Consider the following 20,526-nt stretch of genomic DNA (forward strand, 5'->3'; position numbering starts at 1 on the left):
GCGAGGGGTCGGCAGTGGGATTCGCGAATAACGACCCGGTGCGCATTCACGCGAAATAAAACCACGGCTCGATTTTAAAAGTATGACAAGATGCGCCCGCGCGCCACCCCGAATTAATCGGCAATTGATTGCGCCTGTTCGTCGATCCAGATCAACGCGGCCATGCGACCGGTCTCGCGATCACGGCGATACGAATAAAAACGCTCGCGCAACGTGACCGTGCACAGATCGCCGCCGCTGATGCGCGTAAGGCCGAGCCGCTGCAGGCGCAGGCGCGCCAGCGCCGGCAGATCGGCGAGATATTTGCCGGCATTCGCGGGATGCGCGACGAACGCCTGCGCGGTCGCGTCGCGTTGTGCATCGTCGGCACCGGTCATGAAGGCGTCACGCACGTCTGCGCCGACTTCGAATGCGCTGGGCCCGATCGACGGCCCGAGGTACGCATGCAGCTCGCTCGCCCGCACACCCGCCAGCGCCGCGACCCGCGCGGCGGTCTGCTCGACGATGCCCGCCGCGAGTCCGCGCCACCCGGCATGCGCGGCGCCGACCGCGCGCCCCGCTTCGTCGCACAACAGCACCGGCATGCAATCGGCGACCATGACGACGCACGCGATGCCCGCGCCATCGGTGACGCTCGCGTCGGCGCGCGCCGGCGCACCATGCTCGCGCGCGTGCGCGATCGCATCCTCGGCGCGGACGATGCCGGCGCCATGGATCTGTTCGAGCCACGCGGCCTCGCGAACACCGGCAAGCGCGACGAGCCGTGCGCGATTGCTCGCGACCGCGGCGGGATCGTCGCCGGTCTTCATGCCCAGATTCAGCCCGCCGGGCTGGTCGGCGCCGTCGCGCCAGCGGCCGAACGGCGCGTCGCTGAGGCCGCCGTCGCGGGTGGTCACGAGCGCGCGCACGCGCGGCGACACGTTCCATGCGGGTTGCACGACATCGGCAAAACCCAGCTCCGGGAGATAGGTGCTCATGCGTGATCGTCCTCGTCGTGGTCGCTGTCTTCATCGTACGCGCCGTCGTCGACCGATGCATCGTAGTCCTCATCCTCGCCATACGCATCGTCGAACTCGCCCGCGTCGTCGCGACCCAGACCGAGCGCGGCCGACAACGCCTCGATGTCGGCCGGCACCTCGGCGCGCCATTGCATCGAGCGGCCGGTCTTCGGATGAATCAGGCCGAGCCGCCACGCGTGCAGCGCCTGGCGCGCGAAGCCGTCTGGCAGCGGCGTGACCGAGCGCTTGCCGCGCGCGCGTCCGTACACGGGATCGCCGAGCAACGGATGACCGATGTGCGCGCAATGCACGCGAATCTGATGCGTGCGCCCCGTCTCCAGATCGCAGTGAATCGCCGTGACCGGCTGACGCTGCCAGATCGCCGAGGCCACGCGCCGGAAATGCGTGCGCGCCGGCTTGCCGGCCGCGCCCGTCACCACGGCCATGCGCGTGCGCTCGCGCGGATCGCGGCCGATCGGCGCGTCGATCGTGCCTTCTTCGGGCAGGTTGCCCCACACGAGCGCGAGGTAGCGGCGCTTGACCGTGCGCGCCTGCAACTGGCGCACGAGGTCGGTCTGCGCCTCGAGCGTGCGCGCGACCACCATCAGCCCCGAGGTCTCCTTGTCGAGCCGATGCACGATGCCCGCGCGCGGCAGACCCGCCGCGGACTCGCCATAGCGGTAGAGCAGCCCGTTCAGCACGGTGCCGCTCCAGTTGCCAGCCGCCGGATGCACGACCATGCCGGCCGGCTTGTTGATGACGACGAGCGTGTCGTCCTCGTAGACGATGTCGAGCGGCACGGGCTCGGGCGTGAAGGCGAGCTGCTCGGGCAGCAGATCGGGCACGAGCTCGATCGTCGCGCCAAGCGGCACCGGCTGGCGGATCTTCGCCGCCTTGCCGTCGACGCGCACCCGCTGTGCCTCGATCCAGCTTTGCAGACGGCTGCGCGAGAACTCCGGGAATACTTTGGCGAGCACCTTGTCGAGGCGCTCGCCGGCCAGTTCGTCGGGTACCACGACACTGCGCGGCGCTTCGTCGGCCGCGCGCACGGGCACGGGTGCCGCCGCGGCCGCAGAGCCTTGCGGGATGCTTGCCGCGAGCGCGTCGCTGGAGAAATCGTCGTCGAGGGAATCGACGCCCAACGCGTCGGCCGGGTCGGCGCTTACGCTATAATCTTCGTTGCTATTCCCGGCGCCTGCGGCGCCTGGAGTATTTGAGCGGGTCATTGAATCTGGGTCACCTGGACGTAAAGCTAGACTGGAAAATGCGAGCCTTGAACACCATCACTGAAGCGGCGATCAATTTGGCGGCCGTCAAGAAGGCGGCCCGGAAAGTGGCCGGATACATTGCGTGCGCCGCGGCCGTCGTCGCTGTTGCGGCTTGCCACGGCCTGCCGGAGAAGACCGACGAAACGGCAGCGTGGAACAACAACAAATTATATACGGAGGCGAACGACGCCCTGACCGGTGGTGACTGGGGCAAGTGCGCGAAGTATTTCGAGCTGCTCGAGGGCCGCGACCCGTTCGGCCACTTCGCCCAGCAGGCGCAGATCAACGTCGCGTACTGCAACTGGAAAGACAACGAAAACGCCGCCGCCGACCAGGCCATCGACCGCTTCATCCAGCTGCACCCGGATCATCCGGACATCGCCTACGCGTATTACCTGAAGGGCATGATCCACTTCAACGACGACCTCGGTCTGTTCGGCCGCTTCTCGGGCCAGGATATGAGCGAGCGCGATCCGAAGTCGCTGCGCGAGTCGTATGACGCGTTCAAGGTCGTGGTGGACCGCTTCCCGAACAGCAAGTACGCGCCGGACGCCGCCCAGCGCATGCGCTACATCGTGAATGCGCTTGCATCGCACGAAGTCCACGCCGCGGACTACTACTATCGCCGCGGCGCCTATGTCGCCGCCATCAACCGTGCGCAGCTCGCATTGCGCGAGTACAAGAACGCGCCGGCCATCGAAGACGCGCTGCACATCATGATCCTGTCGTACGAGAAGCTGAACAACCAGCAACTCGCCGACGACACTCGTCGCGTGCTGGCCGGCACCTTCCCCGACAGCCCGTACGTGACCGGCCACGCACGGCCCGGCACGGCGAAGTCGTGGTGGCAGTTCTGAGCCCTCACGCGCCGACGGCACACTGACCTTCGTCTGAAAACGAAAACGCCACGACCTCGGTCGTGGCGTTTTCGTTTATGCGCGCCGCGAGACTCAATCGCGCTCGAACAGCGCAATCGATTCCACGTGCGACGTATGCGGGAACATATTGACGACGCCCGCGCCCACCAGCCGATAGCCGGCCTCATGCACGAGCAGCCCGGCATCGCGCGCGAGCGTGGCCGGCGCGCACGACACATAGACGATGCGCGTCGGCAGCGGCCCGTTGCCGCTCTGCGCGATCTCCGCGAGCGCCTTCGCGATCGCGAGCGCGCCTTCGCGCGGCGGATCGACGAGGAACTTGTCGAAGTGGCCGAGCGCGCGCAAGTCGTCGGCGGTGACTTCGAACAGGTTGCGGCACGCGAACGACGTATGCCCGGCGACGCCATTCAGCTCCGCATTCGCGAGCGCGCGCTGGGTCAGCACTTCGCTACCCTCGATGCCGACCACTTCCCGCGAGATTCGCGCGAGCGGCAGCGTGAAGTTGCCGATCCCGCAGAACAGGTCGAGCACGCGGTCGGTGCGTGCCGGCGCCAGCAGGCGCAGCGCGCGGCTCACCAGCACGCGGTTGATCGCGTGATTGACCTGGGTGAAATCAGTTGGCTTGAATGGCATACGGATGCCGTATTCGGGCAGCGTGTAGTCGAGCTGCACGTCGAGAGGATAAAGCGGCGTGACCGTGTCGGGACCGCCCGGCTGGATCCAGAACTGCACCTTGTGCTCGTCCGCGAACTCGCGCAGCACCTGCTCGTCCCCGGCCGTCAGCGGTTCGAGGTTGCGCACGACGAGCGCCGTGACCGACGAGCCGACCGCGAGCTCGAGCTGCGGCATGCGGTCGTAGATAGACAGCTTGCGGACCATGAAACGCAGCGGCATCAGCATGGCCGACACATGCGGCGGCAGCACCTCGCAGGTCTTCATGTCGGCGATATAGCTGCTCTTCTTCTCGTGAAAGCCGATGCGCATGCCGCCGCGCTCCGGCAGGTAGCGCACCGCGAGCCGCGCGCGATAGCGATAACCCCAGGACGGCCCGTGAATCGGCCGGAACACCGTTTCGGGGCGCAGCTTCGCCAGATGCTGCAGGCTGTCCTCGAGCACGCGCTGCTTGACCGCCACCTGCGCGCGCATGTCGAGATGCTGCATCGAGCAGCCGCCGCAGATGTTGAAGTACGTGCATTTCGGCGTCGTGCGGATCACGCTTTCGCGGAACACCTGGACGACTTCGGCCTGCTCGAATTTCGGCTTGCTGCGATGCGTCGAATAACTGACGAGTTCACCCGGCAGCGCGCCTTCGACGAACACGACCTTGCCCGGCGTGCCGTCTTCGCTCGTGGTGCGGCCCACGCCGCGCGCTTCCATATCGAGCGAAACGATTTCGATGAGCGGTTCGTTGCCGGTAATGACGGGCGCCGGCGCCGGGGCGTGCGCCCTGGCATGCTTCGATGAGCGCCGCGGCGAGCGACGTGGGGGGGCAGTTCGGGACACCTGCGGACTTCCTGACAAACTAAGGGGGGAAAGGCGAGATTGTAGACGAAGCGCCGGGCTTGCCTGCGATGCGGTGCGGACCACACGCGGAGCGAGTGCGGATCGCGGCCCGGATTGCGGCTCCCCGGCGGAGGCTCTGCTCGCGCGCGCTTACTGCACGAACGCCGCCAGATACTCGGCCCACTGCGGCGCGCTTTCCAGCGCGAGCGCGTTCTTCACGAGGTTGATCTCGTCAGCATACTCCGACGGCGAAAAGCCGCCGCGCATCAGTTGGAAGCGGCAATACAGCAGGTACGTATTGACGACGTCGGTCTCGCAGTAATTGCGGATTTCCTCGATACGCCCTTGCTGGAACGCCTGCCACACCTGACTGCCGTCCATGCCCATCTTGCCCGGAAAGCCGCACATCTTCGCGAGCGCGTCGAGCGGCGCGTTCGCGCGCGCCTGGTACATCGCGAGCACGTCCATCAGATCGGTGTGTCGCGCGTGGTAGCGGCTGATGTAGTTGTTCCACTTGAAGTCGCGGTCGTCCTCGCCGAGATCCCAGAACCGGTAGGCGGGGATGCCGTTGACGAGCGCGCGGTAGTTGAGCACCGGCAGATCGAAACCGCCGCCGTTCCACGACACGAGTTGCGGCGTGTACTTTTCGATCACGCGATAGAACGACTGCACGAGCGTCGCCTCGCCGTCCTCGGGCGTACCGAGCGAGCGCACGCGAAAACCGTTGTTGTCACGGAACACGCAGGAAATCGCCGCGACCCGCTGGAGGTGATGCGGCAGAAAATCGCTGCCCGTTTTTTCGCGGCGTGCGGCGAACGCGTGCTCGGCGACGTCGGCGTCGCTCATCGACGCGGGCAAATCTTCAAGCCGGCGGATGCCGGCGACATCGGGAATCGTCTCGATGTCGAAAACAAGAATCGGTGTCATCAGGTCAGAGAACGGCGTCTTTGCGGACACCGTTTGAGGCAAAGAAGCGCTTCAGTCGCACCAGCGCTTCCTGTTGGATCTGGCGCACACGCTCGCGCGTGAGGCCCATTTCGTCGGCCAGCTCCTCGAGCGTGGCGGGCTCGATGTGATTCAGACCGAAGCGCCGCTCGATCACATGGCGGTGCTTGTCCGACAAACGCGCGAGCCATGCGCGTGTCAGTGTTTCGAGCTCGCGATGCTGCACTTCGGCGTCTGGCGACTGGCTCTGGTCGTCCGACAGCAGATCGAGCAGGCTGCTCGCCGGATCGAGATCGAGCGGCGCATCGAGCGAGGCGGTGTGCTCGTTCAGCGCGAGGATGTCGGTGACTTCGTCGGTGGTCTTGCCGGTCAGATAAGCGATGTCGTCGATGCTCGCGTCGCGGCGCTCGGCCGCCTCCCCCGAATTCATCGAGTTCTTTTCCAGATGGCGCTTCGCGCGCAACACCTGGTTGAGCTCACGAATCACATGGACGGGCAATCGCACCGTACGCGCCTGGTTCATGATCGCGCGCTCGATGCTCTGGCGGATCCACCACGTCGCGTAGGTCGAGAAACGGAAGCCGCGCGTCGGATCGAATTTTTCGATTGCGTGCATGAGGCCGAGGTTGCCCTCCTCGATCAGATCGAGCAGCGGCACGCCGCGATTCAGATAACCCTTGGCAATGCTGACGACCAGCCGCAGATTGCGCTCGATCATCACCTGCCGCGCTTCGAACTCGCCGGCCTTGGCAAGGCGCGAATATTTCTGCTCTTCCTCGACGGTGAGCAACGGCTTCACGCTGATGCGATTCAGATAATGCTGGATCGTGTCGGCCGTGAGCTCGGCCTGCAGCAGTGCGCGGAAATCGTCGGCGTCGGGCGGCGCCTCGCCGGTGGTTTCGCGCGCGTCAGCGCTCTCGCTGTCGTCGAGGCCGCTCTGGCGTTCGTCGAGATCGCGCTCCTCCGCGACCTCTTCTTCCACTTCCGAAGCGCCGCTTTCGTCCACTGCGGCAGACGTGACTTCGCTGATCGTCTCAGACTCGGCTTGGGGCGGGCGGCGCTTCGATTTCGGCATGGTCGTATCGCTTATTGCGGCGGCAAATACTTCAGTGGGTCGACTGGTTTACCCTGTCGGCGAACTTCGAAATGCAACATCACACGGTCGGAATCGCTATTGCCCATCTCTGCGATCTTCTGCCCCTTCGTAACCGCGTCCCCCTCTTTTACCATCAAAGCGCGGTTGTGTGCATACGCAGTGAGATAAGTTGCATCATGCTTGATGATAATGAGATTGCCGTAACCACGCAGCCCATTTCCGGCATAGACGACGCGACCATCGGCTGACGCTTTAACCGGCTCGCCCGCGGAGCCGCCGATATTGACGCCCTTGTTGGTCGAGTCGTTGAACGTGTTGAGCAGCGGACCGCGCACCGGCCATGCAAATGCTACGTTGCCTGCCGCGGCGCTGCCGATGTCGGCGCTCGCCGCAGAGGGATTGGCCGGAGGCGCAGCTACCGCACCATTCGCGGGCGTACCGTTCGTCGCGCCGCCGTAGAGCGGCGGCATCGCGGCGCCGACCACGGCCGGCGCGTTGTTGTTCAGCGGTGCGCTTTGCACCGCGCCCGTGCTGCCGATCGGCGCGGTCGACACGCCCGGCGTCATGGCCGCGGTATTCGCGCCCGGCGGCACGACGCGCAGCAGCTGGTCGACTTCGATCTGATTCGGGTTGGTCAGGTTGTTCCACGTCGAGATGTCGCGGTAATTCTGGCCGTTTTCGAGCGCAATGCGGTACAGCGTATCGCCCGGCTTCACGCGATAGTAGCCGGGCGGCGGCGGGCCGAGCGGCACCGCCGGTTGCGCCGCGCCCTGCGCGGTGGCGAGCGTGCCGCCGCCGGAGCGGTCGACGACGGGCGCCTGGTCGAGCCGGGATGCACAGGCCGTCATCAACAGGGACAAGGCGAGCACGCACACGCTGCGCTGGGTTACGGTCAGGGGGGTATTCGGGGTGGTTCTCTGCATCGCGCGCAACATACTCATCGGTGTCAAATCACTCCGGATTTTAAGGGTACAAAGAAAACGCGATCAAGCCGCGACTCGCGCCATTGCGCGGGGCCGAGGCGCTCGATCAGCGTCAGCACCTGGCTCTGTCCTTCCTGCGAGCCGACCGGCGCAACCAGACGTCCGCCGATCGCAAGCTGCTCGAGCAACGCCTGCGGCACGTCGAGCCCGGCCGCCGCGATCACGATCGCGTCGAACGGGGCCGCCGACGGCAAACCGAGCCGCCCGTCGCCGTAATGCAGCCGGATATTCGGAATGCGCAGCGGACGCAGATTCGTCTTCGCGCGCTCGGACAGCGGCTTGATGCGTTCGATCGAATAAACCTCGCGTGCGACCTGGCTCAGCACCGCCGCCTGATAGCCGCAACCGGTGCCGATTTCGAGCACCGTGTTCAGCGCGCGCCCGGCCGCCGCGAGTTCGATCATTCGCGCAACCACCGACGGCTTCGAGATAGTCTGGTGATGACCGATCGGCAGCGCGGCATCTTCGTACGCCTGGGCCGCAAGACCCGGATCGACGAACATGTGGCGCGGCACCGCCGCCATCGCGTTCAGCACACGCTGATCGCTGACGCCATTGGCTCGCACGCGTTCGACCATGCGTTCGCGAACCCGTTCCGAGGTCAGCGCCAAGGCGTTGTTCATCGCGCCGCTCATTGCACCGGCCAACGCGGCGTTCGGCGCGGGTTTCGCGCTTTGCTGCAGTTGCGACTGGAGTGGCGATGGCGTCGCGCGTGCGCTGTGGCCAGACGCATGCGTCGAGTTTTTGCCTGGCTTGACCGACGACTTTGGTGCTTGCTTGACAGGCTGCCCCGCCAATGCACCAGCCAACGAGTTCGCCGTTGTCTTTGCGACTGGCGCGGCCTGCGGCTTTGGCGGCATTGCACCGGTCGCCGCCGTTGACGTACCGAACGAAGCGCTTTGCGTCTTCGCCTGGGGAATCACCTGGGGTCGCGTCGCCGGCGTAGATTGCGCAGCAGCTGAGGTCCTCGCTTGCGCCCGTGCGGCCGCGCCGCCCTGCGTCGGTTTCGCCGACTGCTGCCGTGCGTTCAACGCCGCGCTCGCCGCGAGCGCCGCCGCGCGCATCTCACCCGGACGTCCCTCGGGCCGGCGCGGTTCGCGCACCAGGTCCTCGAGACCTAACGGAAAGCGCTTCGCGCGCTCGCCGGTCATGAACTGCCGCTCCCGGCGCGCAGCCAGTCGCGCGCCGCAGGCAGCATTTGCGTGTAGGTCAGATCGAGCTGCAGCGGCGTGATCGACACGGCGCCGTTGGCCACCGCATGGAAGTCCGTGCCTTCGCTCGCGTCGCGCGCCTGGCCCGAGGCGCCGATCCAATAGATCGGTTCGCCGCGCGGATTGGTCTGGCGGATCACCGGCTGCGACGGATGACGTTTGCCGAGTCGCGTGATCTGCCAGCCGCGCAGTTCGTCATACGGCAGGTTAGGAATATTGACGTTCAGCAGCGGATGTCCCGGCAACGGCCGCGCGAGATAATGCGCGACGATTTCGGCGGCAACGCGGGCCGCGTCTTCGAGATGCGCCCAGTCCTTGTCGACGAGCGAGAACGCGATGGCCGGCACCCCGAACATGATGCCTTCGGTGGCGGCTGCGACGGTGCCGGAATACAGCGTGTCGTCGCCCATGTTCTGGCCGTTGTTGATACCCGACACGACGAGGTCCGGTGTATGGTCGAGCATGCCGGTCAGTGCGATGTGCACCGAGTCGGTCGGCGTGCCGTTCACGTAGTAGAAACCGTTCGCCGAACGCAGAACCGACAGCGGCCGCCACAGCGTCAGGGAATTCGACGCGGCGCTGCAGTTCTGTTCGGGAGCCATCACGGTGACGTTGGCGATCGGCTTCAGCGCTTCGTAAAGCGCGGCGAGGCCCGGCGCCAGATAACCGTCGTCGTTGCTGAGTAGGATTCGCATGCGCCGATTGTAACCGAGGAAAGATGGCACGCGAACGACATGGACGGCGTGTCCGCGTGGCGTGCACAAGCGTCGTGCGAGCCAGTATTTTCCAGGTGCGCGGATGCTTGTATCGAACGCAAAGATGCTGCTTCGCACTGAACGCGCGGCCGTGCGCGCTCGTCGATGAATCGGCATCCTGTGCGTACTTCGCGCTGTGCAATGCAATACGGCTTGCGCGAGAAGCGCGCGCGACGTATCAAAAGCGCGCTGCACGTTGTAACCCGCAGCGCAATAAATCGCACGGTCGTGCGCTTTGCTTTACACTCAAAAACAGTGCAAACCCTGAACGATACGGAGACACGATGCGCGCGATTCGCTGCAAGCAGTACGGGCCGCCCGAGAGCCTGGTCGTCGACAACCTGGCGGATCTCGAAGCGCCGCCTGGCCACGTCGTGATCGACGTGAAGGCCGCGGCCGTCAATTTTCCCGACGTGCTGATCATCGAGAACAAATACCAGTTCAAGCCGCCGCTGCCGTTCACGCCCGGTTCGGAAGCCGCAGGCATCGTTCGCGCGGTGGGCGAAGGCGTCACGCAGTTCAAGCCTGGTTCGCGCGTGGCCGCGTTCACCGGCTCCGGCGGTTTTGCCGAGCAGGCGCTTGCGCCCGCCGCGGCCTGCGTGCCGCTCGACGATGACGTGTCGTTCGAACTCGCGGCCGCGTTCACGCTCGCGTATGGCACCTCGCATCACGCGGTGGTCGATCGCGGCGCGCTGCAGCCGGGCGAGACGATGCTCGTGCTCGGCGCGGCCGGCGGCGTCGGGCTGGCGGCGGTCGAAATCGGCAAGGCGCTCGGCGCGCGCGTGATCGCGGCGGCATCGAGCGACGAAAAGCTCGCGACCTGCGTGAAGCACGGCGCGGACGCGACGATCAACTACAACACCGAGGATCTGCGCGAGCGCATCAAGGCGCTCACCGATGGCAAAGGTCCGGACGTGATCTACGACCCGGTCGGCGGCGTGTATGCGGAGCCGGCGTTTCGCAGCATCGGCTGGAGGGGGCGTTATCTGGTGGTCGGCTTTGCGAATGGCGAGATTCCAAGGCTGCCGCTGAACCTGATGTTGCTCAAGGGCGCAAGCGTGGTCGGCGTGTTCTGGGGCGACTTCGCAAAGCGTGAGCCGCAGCGCAATCGCGCGGCATTCGAGCAGATGACCGGCTGGATTCGTGAAGGCAAGCTCAAGCCCTACGTGTCGGCCCGCTACTCGCTCGACGACACCGGCCGCGCGTTGCGCGACATGGCCGAGCGCCGCGTGATCGGCAAGGTGGTCATCACGCCGTAGCACAACCAATAAAGCAGCATCAAAAACGGCGCGGCGGCCGACTGCGATTTCGGCCGCCGCGCCGCTTGCGATCCACGTTCACAGCTTCTCGGTATCCCCGGTGCGCGGCTGCCACTTCATCAAACGCCGCTCCGCGGTCCCGACGATCGCATCGAGAATCAGCGCGAACGCGGTCAACACCAGAATCCCCGCGAACACCGTGTTGATATCGAAGGTGCCCTCGGCCTGCAGGATCAGATAGCCGACGCCGCGCGCCGAGCCCAGATACTCGCCCACCACCGAGCCGACGAACGCAAGCCCCACCGACGTATGCAGGCTCGAAAACACCCAGCTCATCGCGCTCGGCAGATAGACGAAACGCAGCAGCTGTTTGCGGTTCGCGCCGAGCATGCGCGCGTTCGCGAGCACGACCGGGCTCACTTCCTTCACGCCCTGGTAGACGTTGAAGAACACGATGAAGAACACCAGCGTGACGCCGAGTGCGACCTTCGACCAGATGCCGAGGCCGAACCACACGCCGAAGATCGGCGCGAGAATCACGCGCGGCATCGAGTTCGCGGCCTTCACGTACGGATCGAACAGCGCGCTCGCGGTCGGCGCGAGCGCGAGCCACAGGCCGACGCCGAGCCCGATCGTGGTGCCAAAGACGAACGCGAGCACGGTCTCGACGAGCGTGATCCACAGATGCAGATAGATCTCGCCGCCCGTGAACCATTCCCAGATCCGCTGCAGTACTTTCTGCGGCTCGCCAAAGAAAAACGCCGCCTTGTTCGGATCGTCGAAATAGAACGGCGGTATCAGCGTCGGGCTCGTCAGCACGTACCACAGCACGAAGCACAGCACGAGCAGCAGCCACTGCCAGATCACCAGATTCGCCCGGCTCGGGCGCAACGTCTTCCACATGACTTGGTTTGCCTTGGACGATTATTGAACACGTCTTCTTTTCGATGCGCAGGCGGGGATGCGCGGCACATTTAAACAGCGGTCAGTTGCTGCTGATAACCCTTGAGCACCTCGTCGCGCAGCACACCCCAGAGCTGCGCATGCAACTCGACGAAGCGCGGATGCGAACGGATTTCGGCGACATCGCGCGGCCGCGGCAGATCGATCCGGAACTCGCCGATCGGATGCGTCGCAGGCCCGGCCGACAGTACCACCACGCGGTCCGACATCGCGATCGCTTCGTCGAGATCGTGCGTAATGAACAGCACGGCCTTGCGCTTCGCGGCCCAGAGATCGAGCAGCTCGTTTTCCATCAGCTGCCGCGTTTGAATATCCAGCGCGGAAAACGGCTCGTCCATGAGGATGATGTCGGGGTCGAGGATCAGCGTCTGCGCCATCGCGACGCGCTTGCGCATGCCGCCCGACAGCTGATGCGGATAGCGGTCGCCGAAGCCGCCGAGGCCGACACGCTTCAACCACTCTTCGGCCTTCGCGCGCGCTTCCGAGGCCGGCACGCGGTGAAACGACAGGCCGGCCATCACGTTGTCGAGCGCCGAGCGCCACGGCATCAGCGCATCTGCCTGGAACATATAGCCCGCTCGGCGATTCAGGCCGCTGAGCTTTTCGCCGAACACGCTGACGCCGCCCGTCGACGGCTGGAGCAGCCCCGCGCCGATGTTCAGCAGCGTGGACTTGCCGCAGCCAGTCGGCCCGACGACCGACACGAACTCGCCGGGTTCGATACGCAGCGTCGTGTCCTTAACTGCTGTGTAGCGCTGGGCGCGGTTGTCACGCGCGGCGAACGTGCAGGTGATGTTTTCGAGCGCCAAGGCAGCAACGGTCATCGTACGGCTCGCTTCGGGAATCGGGTTAGCGGGGAGTTGTCGCGGCGACGCTGGGGCGACGGCTGTGGACGCGGCGAATCGCCCTGTCCACGTCCCATTCGATGCGCCTGTGCGCGCGCCGCGTCGTTTATGCCTTGACGGTCGCGAGCGCCTTCTTCACGAAGTCGTTGGTCCACGTCTTCGACAGATCGATCTGCGCGTTCTGGATCACCGGATCGAACGCTTTCAGCGTCTTCAGCGACGTCGCGGGACCGTCGGCGGGCATCAGGCCGTCGGGCGACATCGCTTCGCGCACGTGCTGCCACGCGTCGAGATAGAGCGCGCGGTCGCCGAGCAGATAGCTCTCCGGCACCGTGTTGATCAGTTCGCTGCCGCTCGCGTTCTGCAGCCACTTGAGCGCGCGCACCATCGCATTGGTCAGCGCCTGCGTGGTGTTCGGGTTCTTCGTGATGAACGACTGCGATGCGTACAGGCAGCCCGCCGGCATGTCGCCGCCGAACACGATGTGCGTATCGGTGAGCGTGCGGGTATCCGACACGACGCGCACGTCGCCGGCGCGCTCGAGGCGCGTGACGACCGGATCGAGATTGGCGATCGCGTCGATCTGCCCGGACTGCAGCGCGGCGATCGCGCCGGCACCGGCGCCCACGCCGATGAACGCGACGTCCTTCGGACTGAGCCCTGCTTTCGCGAGGACGAAGCTCGCCATGATCGCCGTCGACGAACCCGGCGCGGTCACGCCAATCTTCTTGCCCTTCAGATCGGCGATCGACTTGTAGTTCGGCATCGTCTTCTTCGACACCGCCAGCACGATCTGCGGCGCGCGGCCCTGCAGCACGAATTCGCGGAACATCTGCTTTTGCGCCTGCAACAGCAGCGTGTGTTCGAACGCGCCGGAGACCACGTCGGCGCTTCCGCCGACTGCCGCCTTCAACGCCTGCGAGCCGCCCGCGAAGTCGGAAATCTCGACTTCGAGCCCCTCGTCCCTGAAGTAGTTGCGGCGCTCGGCGATCGTCAGCGGCAGGTAGTAGAACAGGTTCTTGCCGCCGACCGCGATGGCGACCTTGGTGGTCTCGGGCTTGCCCTGCGCGAAAGCGAACGACGTGGCCGCGAGCGAGGCGCCCGCGAGCGCCGCACCGCCGGCGAGGAAGGTTCTGCGTTGCATGGTCCGTTGTCTCCAGATTTTTTGTAGTCCGGCTTTTTGACCGCCCGTGTGCGCGTTGCGCAAGCGCTTGGCCACAGTGTGGGGCTGCCGGTCGCAAGGCGCGAATCGTGCGTCAGCGCCGCGCTTTACGCGCCTTTCTCCATGCGTTGCGCTGTGCGCATCAGACGATCTGTTGCGCCCGCAACCGCGCGATGCCGTCAGCATCATAACCTAGCGATTGCAGGACTTCATCGGTATGTTCACCCAGTTCTGGCCCCAGCCAGCGCGTCTCACCGGGCGTCGCCGACAGCTTCGGCGTAACCGTGGGCAGCGTGATTTCCTTGCCGTCCTGCCACTTGAACCGCTGGATCATCTGCCGCGCCATGAACTGCGGATCGGTGAACATATCGGCTACGCTGTAGATGCGGCCCACCGGCACGTCGGCCGCGTTCAGCACCGCGAGCGCTTCGTCGATCGTGCGCGTGGACAGCCACGCGCCGATCGCGGCGTCGATTTCCTGCGTGCGCGGCACGCGGCCATCGTTATGCGCGAGCGCCGGATCGTTGGCGAGATCGTCGCGTTCGATCGCGATCATCAGGCGCCTGAAGATCGGATCGCTATTGCCGCCGATCACGATGCTGCCGTCGCGGCACGGATACGTATTCGACGGCACGATGCCCGGCAGAGACGCGCCGGTACGCTCGCGCACCATGCCGTAGACGCCGTATTCGGGCACCACGCTTTCCATCATGTTGAAGACGGCCTCGTACAGCGCGACGTCGACGACCTGCCCGTTGCCGCCATTCATCTGCTTGTGATGCAGCGCCATCAGCGCGCCGATCACACCGTGCAGCGCGGCGATCGAATCGCCGATCGAAATGCCGATGCGCGGCGGCGGCAGATCCGGATAGCCGGTGATATGGCGCAGACCGCCCATCGACTCGGCGATCGCGCCGAAGCCGGGCCGGTCGCGATACGGGCCCGTCTGGCCGTAGCCCGACAGACGCACCATCACGAGGCCGGGGTTCTCGGCGGACAGCACGTCGTAGCCGAGCCCGAGCTTTTCGAGCAGACCGGGCCGAAAATTCTCGACGACGATATCGGCCTCTTTCGCGAGGCGCCGCACGATCTCCTTGCCCTCTTCGGCTTTCAGGTTGATCGTGACGGACTTCTTGTTGCGCGCCTGCACGGCCCACCACAGCGACGTACCGCCGACTTCCGGGTACAGCTTGCGCCATTTGCGCAGCGGGTCGCCGCCTTTGGGGTCCTCGATCTTGACGACGTCGGCGCCGAACTCGCCGAGAAAACGCGCGGCGAACGGCCCGGCGATCAGCGTGCCGAGTTCCAGCACCTTGACGCCGGCGAGCGGACCGCACGCGTCATGCGGTGCGGCGCTCGCGCCTGATTCGGGGGTGGCGCTCATGAGTCTCCCTGGTTCTGCATCGTTGTGTACCCGGTCTGTCTGGTTTGCAACGACTTGCGACGATGCGTGCCTGGACGGATATGGCGGCGACCAACGAAAGCCGCGTGGCTACATCGAACGACGGTCGAGCATCGCGCGCGCGATCGTGCCCGCGTCGACATACTCGAGCTCGCCGCCCACCGGCACGCCGCGCGCGAGACGCGTCACGGCAAGGCCGCGCGCCTTCAGCGTCTGTCCGAGGTAATGCGCGGTAGCCTCACCCTCGTTGGTGAAATTGGTGGCCAGCACGACTTCCTTGACGACGCCATCCGACGCGCGCTTCACGAGCCGGTCGAAATGGATTTCCTTCGGGCCGATGCCGTCGAGCGGACTCAACCGCCCCATCAGCACGAAATAGAGGCCGCGATAGGTCATCGTCTGTTCGAGCATGATCTGGTCGGCCGGCGTTTCGACGACGCACAGCAGCGACGGATCGCGCTCCTCATCGAGGCAGACCTCGCAGATCTGCGCTTCGGTAAATGTGTTGCACTTTTCGCAGTGACGCAGATGCTCGGTCGCGAACAACAGCGAGCGCCCGAGCTTTTCGGCGCCTTCGCGATCGTGCTGCATCAGGTGATACGCCATGCGCTGCGCGGACTTCGGCCCGACACCGGGCAGCGCGCGCAGCGCTTCGACGAGCGCCGACAGGGCGGAAGGTTGTTTCATGCGGATCGGCGTCGACGTGGGAGGTGCTCGGGTGGGCGAATTGGGATGCGGGGGCGTTGCTCGAACCGGGCCGCGCTTTCACGCCGCGACGACGCTTTCACGCACGGCTGCAGGTTCGATGTTTCCAGCCTGCACGCGGCGCGCGGCGGCGAGCGTCTGCGTTCGCACCGCGGCAATCAATCGCCGCGGCGCTCACCCGCTTCAGCCCTCTCTCAATCAGAACAGGTTCAGAACGGCAGCTTGAAACCCGGCGGCAGCGGCAGGCCGGCGGTCATGCCGCCCATCTTTTCCTGCGCGGTCGCCTCGGCCTTGCGCACGGCGTCGTTGAACGCGGCGGCGACGAGATCTTCCAGCATGTCCTTGTCGTCGGCGAGCAGGCTCGGGTCGATCGACACGCGGCGCACGTCGTTCTTGCAGGTCATCGTCACCTTGACGAGACCGGCACCCGACTGCCCCTCGACTTCGATCTGCGCGAGTTGCTCCTGCATCTTCTTCATGTTTTCCTGCATCTGCTGGGCTTGCTTCATCAGCCCGGCGAGTTGGCCTTTCATCATGGACGTGCTCCTTCTAGATAGCGTGGAATCTGGCATTCCGGCGCCGCGCCGCGACGACGCCGCGAACGATGGATCAGTGGGCCGGCGACGCGCCGTTCGGGGCGGCGTCCGGGGTAATCGGGCGGATCGAGCCCGGCACGATGCTCGCGCCGAACTCGCGAATCAGCGACTGCACAAACGGATCGGCGCTGATCTCGCGCTCGGCTTCCTGCTGGCGCTGCGCGCGCAGCTTCGCGTCGTGCGCGGCGGCGGTACGGCGCGCCGGGCCGACTTCGACCTGCACGTCGACGTTCTGGCCGAGCCGCTCGACGAGCGCTGCCTTCAGTTTAGCGACCTGCGACGCTTCTGCGTATTGCGGCACCGGCACGTTGAGCTTCAGCGTGCTGCCGTCGAGCGCCATCAGTTCGCTGTTGAACGCAAGCTGATACGAGATGCCCTTTAGCGGCAGGTCGACGGCGAGCGCCGGCCAGTCGCCGGTGAAACCTAGCGGATCGAGCGGCACGGCAGGCGGCAGCGGGCGCGTATCGGCGACCGGCGCCGGCGCGGCGGCCTGCGCGGCCGCGCCGTCCATGCGGACGTCGTCGGGGCCGTGGTCGAACACCGGCACGAAGTTGTCGTCTGGCGGAATGAAGTACGCGTCGTCCGCGGCCGACAACGGCAGGTAGTCGTCGGGCGGCATGTCGTCCCATGGTGGGGTCGACGGGCTGTTCTGCTGCGCATTGCTGCTCGCGCCGCTATTTGCGTCGCGAGTGGGCGCAGCCTGCGCGGCGGTGTCCTGCGACACGCGGCGTGACGCACCGGGCGTCGGCACCGGCACGACCACACGCGGCGCGGCGGGTTTCGGTGCGGCCGGCTTCGGTGCGGCCGGCTTCGCGGACACGTCCGTGTTAGCGCGGCCACGGTCGGACGATACTTTCATGCCGGCGTTGCGCAGCACGTCGAGCGCGGCGCTGGCGCCGCCCGCGCGGCGCGGCACGGAGTCGGCTGCGGCCGCCGGTGCCGCCATTGAAGCGGGCGCCGCCAATTCCGGCTGCGCTTCCGGTTCCGGTGACGTGGCCTCGTCCGCGCGACCAGGCGCGGCAGTTGCAAGCGCGCTCGGTGCGGACGAAGGTGCGATGTCGGAAACTTCGTTCGAGACCGGCGCGCTCGAGCTGGCGATCGTGGCGACGGCATTCGCGGGCGCGTCTTCCCACGGCGCCAGCGGGGGTGCCGTAATGGCAGGCGCTTCTGTCACGCGGGCGACTTCGGCGTTGGGCGATTGCGGTGCTGCTTCAGATTGCGCGGAGTCGGCTGCGGGCTTCGCGATCGGCTTTGCAGTCGGCGCGGTCGATTTCATCGCGTCGCCCTGCTCCTCGCCGGCAACGCCTACCTGAGGTCCACGAACGGGCGCAGCAGTTGCCATGGCCGTCGCGGACGACGGTGACAGCGCGCGCAGCGCGGCAACCGTCGGTGCACCCGAGCGCTGCGCACCGGCGCCGGCGCCGCCCGCACCGCTCTGCGTGCCAGCGGCTCCCGCCGCTCCGCCACCGCCGCCTGTCGGCGCCGGCTCGAACGCTAGCATGCGCAGCAGCGTCATCGTGAAGCCCGCGTATTCGTCGGGTGCGAGGCCCAGTTCGCTTCGGCCGATCGTCGCGATCTGATAGAACAGTTGCACCTGCTCGGCGCTCAACGCGTCGGCGAAACGGCGCAAGTCGGCCGCCTCCGGCCATTCGTCGAGCACCGACGAAGGCGCGAACTGCGCCCACGCGATCCGATGCAGCAGGCTCGCCAGGTCTTGCAGCGCCGTCGAGAACGACAGGCTGCGCAAGGCCATCTCGTCGGCGACCGCCAGCACCGCCGCGCCGTCGCCCTGCGCGAGCGCGTCGAGCAGGCGGATCAGATAGCTTTGGTCGAGCGCGCCGAGCATGCCGCGCACCGCGTCTTCACTGACCTGGTTCGCCGAATAGGCGATCGCCTGATCGGTCAGCGATAGCGCGTCGCGCATCGAACCGTCGGCCGCGCGCGCGAGCAGGCGCAACGCCTGCGCCTCGTGAGGCACGTTCTCTTCGCCGAGAATGCGTTCGAGATGCGACACGATATGGCCGGCCGGCATCTGCTTCAGATTGAACTGCAGACAGCGCGACAGCACGGTGACCGGAATCTTCTGCGGATCGGTGGTCGCGAGGATGAACTTGACGTGCGGCGGCGGCTCTTCGAGCGTCTTCAGCATCGCGTTGAACGCGTGGTTCGTCAGCATGTGCACTTCGTCGATCATGTAGACCTTGAAGCGCGCATCGACGGGCGCGTACACCGCGCGCTCGAGCAGCGCGGCCATTTCATCGACGCCACGATTACTCGCCGCGTCCATTTCGACGTAATCGACAAAGCGCCCTTCGTCGATCTCGCGACATGCACGGCATACGCCGCACGGCGTCGACGTCACGCCGGTCTCGCAATTGAGCGCCTTCGCGAAGATGCGCGACAGCGTGGTCTTGCCGACGCCGCGCGTACCTGTAAACAAATAGGCATGGTGCAGACGGCCGCCGTCGAGCGCATGGGTGAGCGCGCGCACCACGTGCTCCTGTCCGACGAGCGAAGCGAAATCCTTCGGCCGCCATTTGCGTGCGAGAACTTGATAGGTCATCCGGAAATTGTATCAGTAACAATGGCGCGCAAAACCGATTCGGGAAGACGCGTGAAATGCGCGAAACGGCCACGACGACGCTCCATCCGAAGACGGCGAACGATCAATACAAAAGCTCGGAATGACTGAGGAGAAACTGCGCAGAAGCCGTGAAAACGGCCGCGGAGAAAAAAGCAAGGAAAGGTGACGAGCCCGACCCTCGGCACTGGTGGAAAACGGCTGTGGCTGCTTCGTTCCCGACCTGACCAGGTTGACCATCCCTCCATGCGAGGAGGCCCGTCACGAAGGATTCTATCATTGCCGCGCGCATTGTGCGACTGTTGACACGAGCAAAACGCGAACGACGCTCCGCTACGAACGGCTTCGCGCGGTTTGCGGCCGCTTTCTGCACGCCGCCAGACACCCTCCCGGCCACCGCGGCGACGCGCGCCACGCGCGGCACTTGAGTTCGCCGCGCGCGACACCATTTAGATTGCAACGCGGTCGCCGTGAGCCGCAGAAACCGGCCGACGCTGCGGCGGCGGCCTATTAGCCCCACTGCGTTGATGAGTACTATCGCCATCGGCAACGCATAGCGAATTAAGCTACACTGCCAGTTGAAAGACCCGCATACGCGACTCTTTCCGCGCATTGCGTGAAAATCCGGCGTTTTTTCAGACGGTTCCTCTGATTTTCACAGGCATGCGCGGCGAGGCTCTGGATGCGGCAAAGCGAACGGAAGTATTCCCAGTTTTTGACGTATCGTGGCGAGCAATTCAGGCGGGCCTCGAACCGAGAGAGGTATTCATAAATGAGCGAACAAATCAAGCATATTAGCGACGCATCGTTCGAACAGGACGTCGTGAAATCCGATAAACCCGTGCTGCTCGATTTCTGGGCCGAATGGTGCGGTCCGTGCAAGATGATCGCGCCGATCCTCGACGAAGTCGCGAAGGATTACGCCGATCGCCTGCAAGTCGCGAAGATCAATGTCGACGAGCATCAGTCCACGCCGGTCAAGTTTGGCGTGCGCGGCATCCCCACATTGATCCTGTTCAAGAACGGCGCCGTTGCCGCTCAGAAGGTCGGAGCTCTGTCGAAGTCGCAACTCACCGCGTTCCTCGACGGCAACCTGTAAAGCAAGCAGTACGCCGCGGCGCTCGCGGGTCCATCGCGCGCCGCAGGCAGTTGGAGAATCGGGCGCATCGGGTGAGCAAACCGCCGCGCCCGCCGGTCAAGCGTGTTGTCAGCCGGCAACACGCTTTGCAACAAAGATGCCACGCTGCCGCACTGGCTTAAATTGGCGTGTGCTATGCTAGAATCCACAAAACGTCGAAAAGACGTGTAAGTCTTTGAGCGGTTCCGCTCACCCTCCTCCCAGATTTCATTTCGTCGCACCTTCTCCTGCGGGTTCT

General features: G+C 65.5%; 18 protein-coding genes and 1 other RNA gene. 3 read left to right on the plus strand and 16 right to left on the minus strand.

Going from position 1 to position 20,526, the window contains the following annotated elements:
* Positions 1–113 precede the first annotated feature (113 nt).
* Together pgeF and HDG32_RS04365 are read right to left on the minus strand one after the other, a co-directional pair.
* Positions 114–977, minus strand: coding sequence for a peptidoglycan editing factor PgeF (pgeF, locus tag HDG32_RS04360; protein ID WP_184063683.1), 864 nt, complete (start codon positions 975–977; stop codon positions 114–116).
* Positions 974–2,224, minus strand: coding sequence for an RluA family pseudouridine synthase (locus HDG32_RS04365; RefSeq protein WP_184063686.1), 1,251 nt, complete (start codon positions 2,222–2,224; stop codon positions 974–976). Before HDG32_RS04365 ends, pgeF begins: the two co-directional genes overlap by 4 nt.
* 38 nt (positions 2,225–2,262) lie before the next feature.
* Between HDG32_RS04365 and HDG32_RS04370 the strand changes: the two genes are divergently transcribed.
* On the plus strand, positions 2,263–3,123 hold the full coding sequence (locus tag HDG32_RS04370; RefSeq protein WP_184063689.1) for an outer membrane protein assembly factor BamD: 861 nt from the start codon (positions 2,263–2,265) through the stop codon (positions 3,121–3,123).
* Positions 3,124–3,216: 93 nt separating this feature from the next.
* Here the strand turns inward: HDG32_RS04370 and rlmD are convergent, their stop codons facing one another.
* The 6 genes from rlmD to surE all read right to left on the minus strand — a co-directional run bounded on the left by rlmD (position 3,217) and on the right by surE (position 9,577).
* Positions 3,217–4,647, minus strand: a complete 1,431-nt coding sequence (gene rlmD, locus HDG32_RS04375) for a 23S rRNA (uracil(1939)-C(5))-methyltransferase RlmD (RefSeq protein ID WP_184028916.1) — start codon at positions 4,645–4,647, stop codon at positions 3,217–3,219.
* Between the two features lie 150 nt (positions 4,648–4,797).
* On the minus strand, positions 4,798–5,574 hold the full coding sequence (locus HDG32_RS04380; protein WP_184028919.1) for a 3'-5' exonuclease: 777 nt from the start codon (positions 5,572–5,574) through the stop codon (positions 4,798–4,800).
* A gap of 4 nt (positions 5,575–5,578) precedes the next feature.
* Positions 5,579–6,667 carry an RNA polymerase sigma factor RpoS gene (gene rpoS / locus HDG32_RS04385; RefSeq protein ID WP_018418126.1) on the minus strand — a complete coding sequence of 363 codons (1,089 nt, stop codon included), beginning with the start codon at positions 6,665–6,667 and terminating at the stop codon, positions 5,579–5,581.
* Positions 6,668–6,678: 11 nt separating this feature from the next.
* A complete protein-coding gene (locus HDG32_RS04390) occupies positions 6,679–7,629 on the minus strand; it encodes a peptidoglycan DD-metalloendopeptidase family protein (RefSeq protein WP_184028933.1) in 951 nt (316 codons plus the stop codon).
* A gap of 5 nt (positions 7,630–7,634) precedes the next feature.
* A complete protein-coding gene (locus HDG32_RS04395; protein WP_184063692.1) occupies positions 7,635–8,822 on the minus strand; it encodes a protein-L-isoaspartate(D-aspartate) O-methyltransferase in 1,188 nt (395 codons plus the stop codon).
* A complete protein-coding gene (gene surE / locus HDG32_RS04400; protein ID WP_184063695.1) occupies positions 8,819–9,577 on the minus strand; it encodes a 5'/3'-nucleotidase SurE in 759 nt (252 codons plus the stop codon). Before surE ends, HDG32_RS04395 begins: the two co-directional genes overlap by 4 nt.
* Before the next feature lie 344 nt (positions 9,578–9,921).
* On the opposite strand from surE, the gene HDG32_RS04405 reads away from it, so the two are divergent.
* A complete protein-coding gene (locus HDG32_RS04405; protein WP_090804634.1) occupies positions 9,922–10,896 on the plus strand; it encodes an NADPH:quinone oxidoreductase family protein in 975 nt (324 codons plus the stop codon).
* 78 nt (positions 10,897–10,974) lie between these two features.
* Here HDG32_RS04405 and HDG32_RS04410 read toward each other — a convergent pair whose 3' ends face one another.
* The 8 genes from HDG32_RS04410 to ffs all read right to left on the minus strand — a co-directional run bounded on the left by HDG32_RS04410 (position 10,975) and on the right by ffs (position 19,413).
* Positions 10,975–11,799, minus strand: a complete 825-nt coding sequence (locus tag HDG32_RS04410; RefSeq protein WP_090804632.1) for an ABC transporter permease — start codon at positions 11,797–11,799, stop codon at positions 10,975–10,977.
* A 71-nt stretch (positions 11,800–11,870) separates the two neighbouring features.
* The gene (locus HDG32_RS04415; protein WP_184003433.1) at positions 11,871–12,683 is read right to left on the minus strand and encodes an ABC transporter ATP-binding protein; all 813 of its coding nucleotides are present in this window, start codon (positions 12,681–12,683) and stop codon (positions 11,871–11,873) included.
* 127 nt (positions 12,684–12,810) lie between these two features.
* The gene (locus HDG32_RS04420; RefSeq protein ID WP_184063698.1) at positions 12,811–13,848 is read right to left on the minus strand and encodes an ABC transporter substrate-binding protein; all 1,038 of its coding nucleotides are present in this window, start codon (positions 13,846–13,848) and stop codon (positions 12,811–12,813) included.
* Positions 13,849–14,008: 160 nt separating this feature from the next.
* Positions 14,009–15,250, minus strand: coding sequence for a CaiB/BaiF CoA-transferase family protein (locus HDG32_RS04425; RefSeq protein WP_184063700.1), 1,242 nt, complete (start codon positions 15,248–15,250; stop codon positions 14,009–14,011).
* Between the two features lie 108 nt (positions 15,251–15,358).
* On the minus strand, positions 15,359–15,955 hold the full coding sequence (gene recR, locus HDG32_RS04430; protein WP_018418135.1) for a recombination mediator RecR: 597 nt from the start codon (positions 15,953–15,955) through the stop codon (positions 15,359–15,361).
* Positions 15,956–16,182: 227 nt separating this feature from the next.
* Complete coding sequence (locus tag HDG32_RS04435; RefSeq protein ID WP_008923976.1) at positions 16,183–16,509, minus strand: YbaB/EbfC family nucleoid-associated protein; 327 nt, start codon at positions 16,507–16,509, stop codon at positions 16,183–16,185.
* A 73-nt stretch (positions 16,510–16,582) separates the two neighbouring features.
* Positions 16,583–19,132, minus strand: coding sequence for a DNA polymerase III subunit gamma/tau (locus HDG32_RS04440; protein ID WP_184063702.1), 2,550 nt, complete (start codon positions 19,130–19,132; stop codon positions 16,583–16,585).
* 182 nt (positions 19,133–19,314) lie between these two features.
* Positions 19,315–19,413: signal recognition particle sRNA small type (ffs, locus tag HDG32_RS04445), an RNA gene on the minus strand.
* 509 nt (positions 19,414–19,922) lie between these two features.
* Between ffs and trxA the strand changes: the two genes are divergently transcribed.
* Positions 19,923–20,249 carry a thioredoxin TrxA gene (gene trxA, locus HDG32_RS04450; RefSeq protein ID WP_013089343.1) on the plus strand — a complete coding sequence of 109 codons (327 nt, stop codon included), beginning with the start codon at positions 19,923–19,925 and terminating at the stop codon, positions 20,247–20,249.
* Positions 20,250–20,526: the final 277 nt, after the last annotated feature.

The sequence above is a fragment of the Paraburkholderia sp. CI2 genome (genome assembly GCF_014201055.1).
Classification (GTDB): Bacteria; Pseudomonadota; Gammaproteobacteria; order Burkholderiales; family Burkholderiaceae; genus Paraburkholderia; species Paraburkholderia tuberum.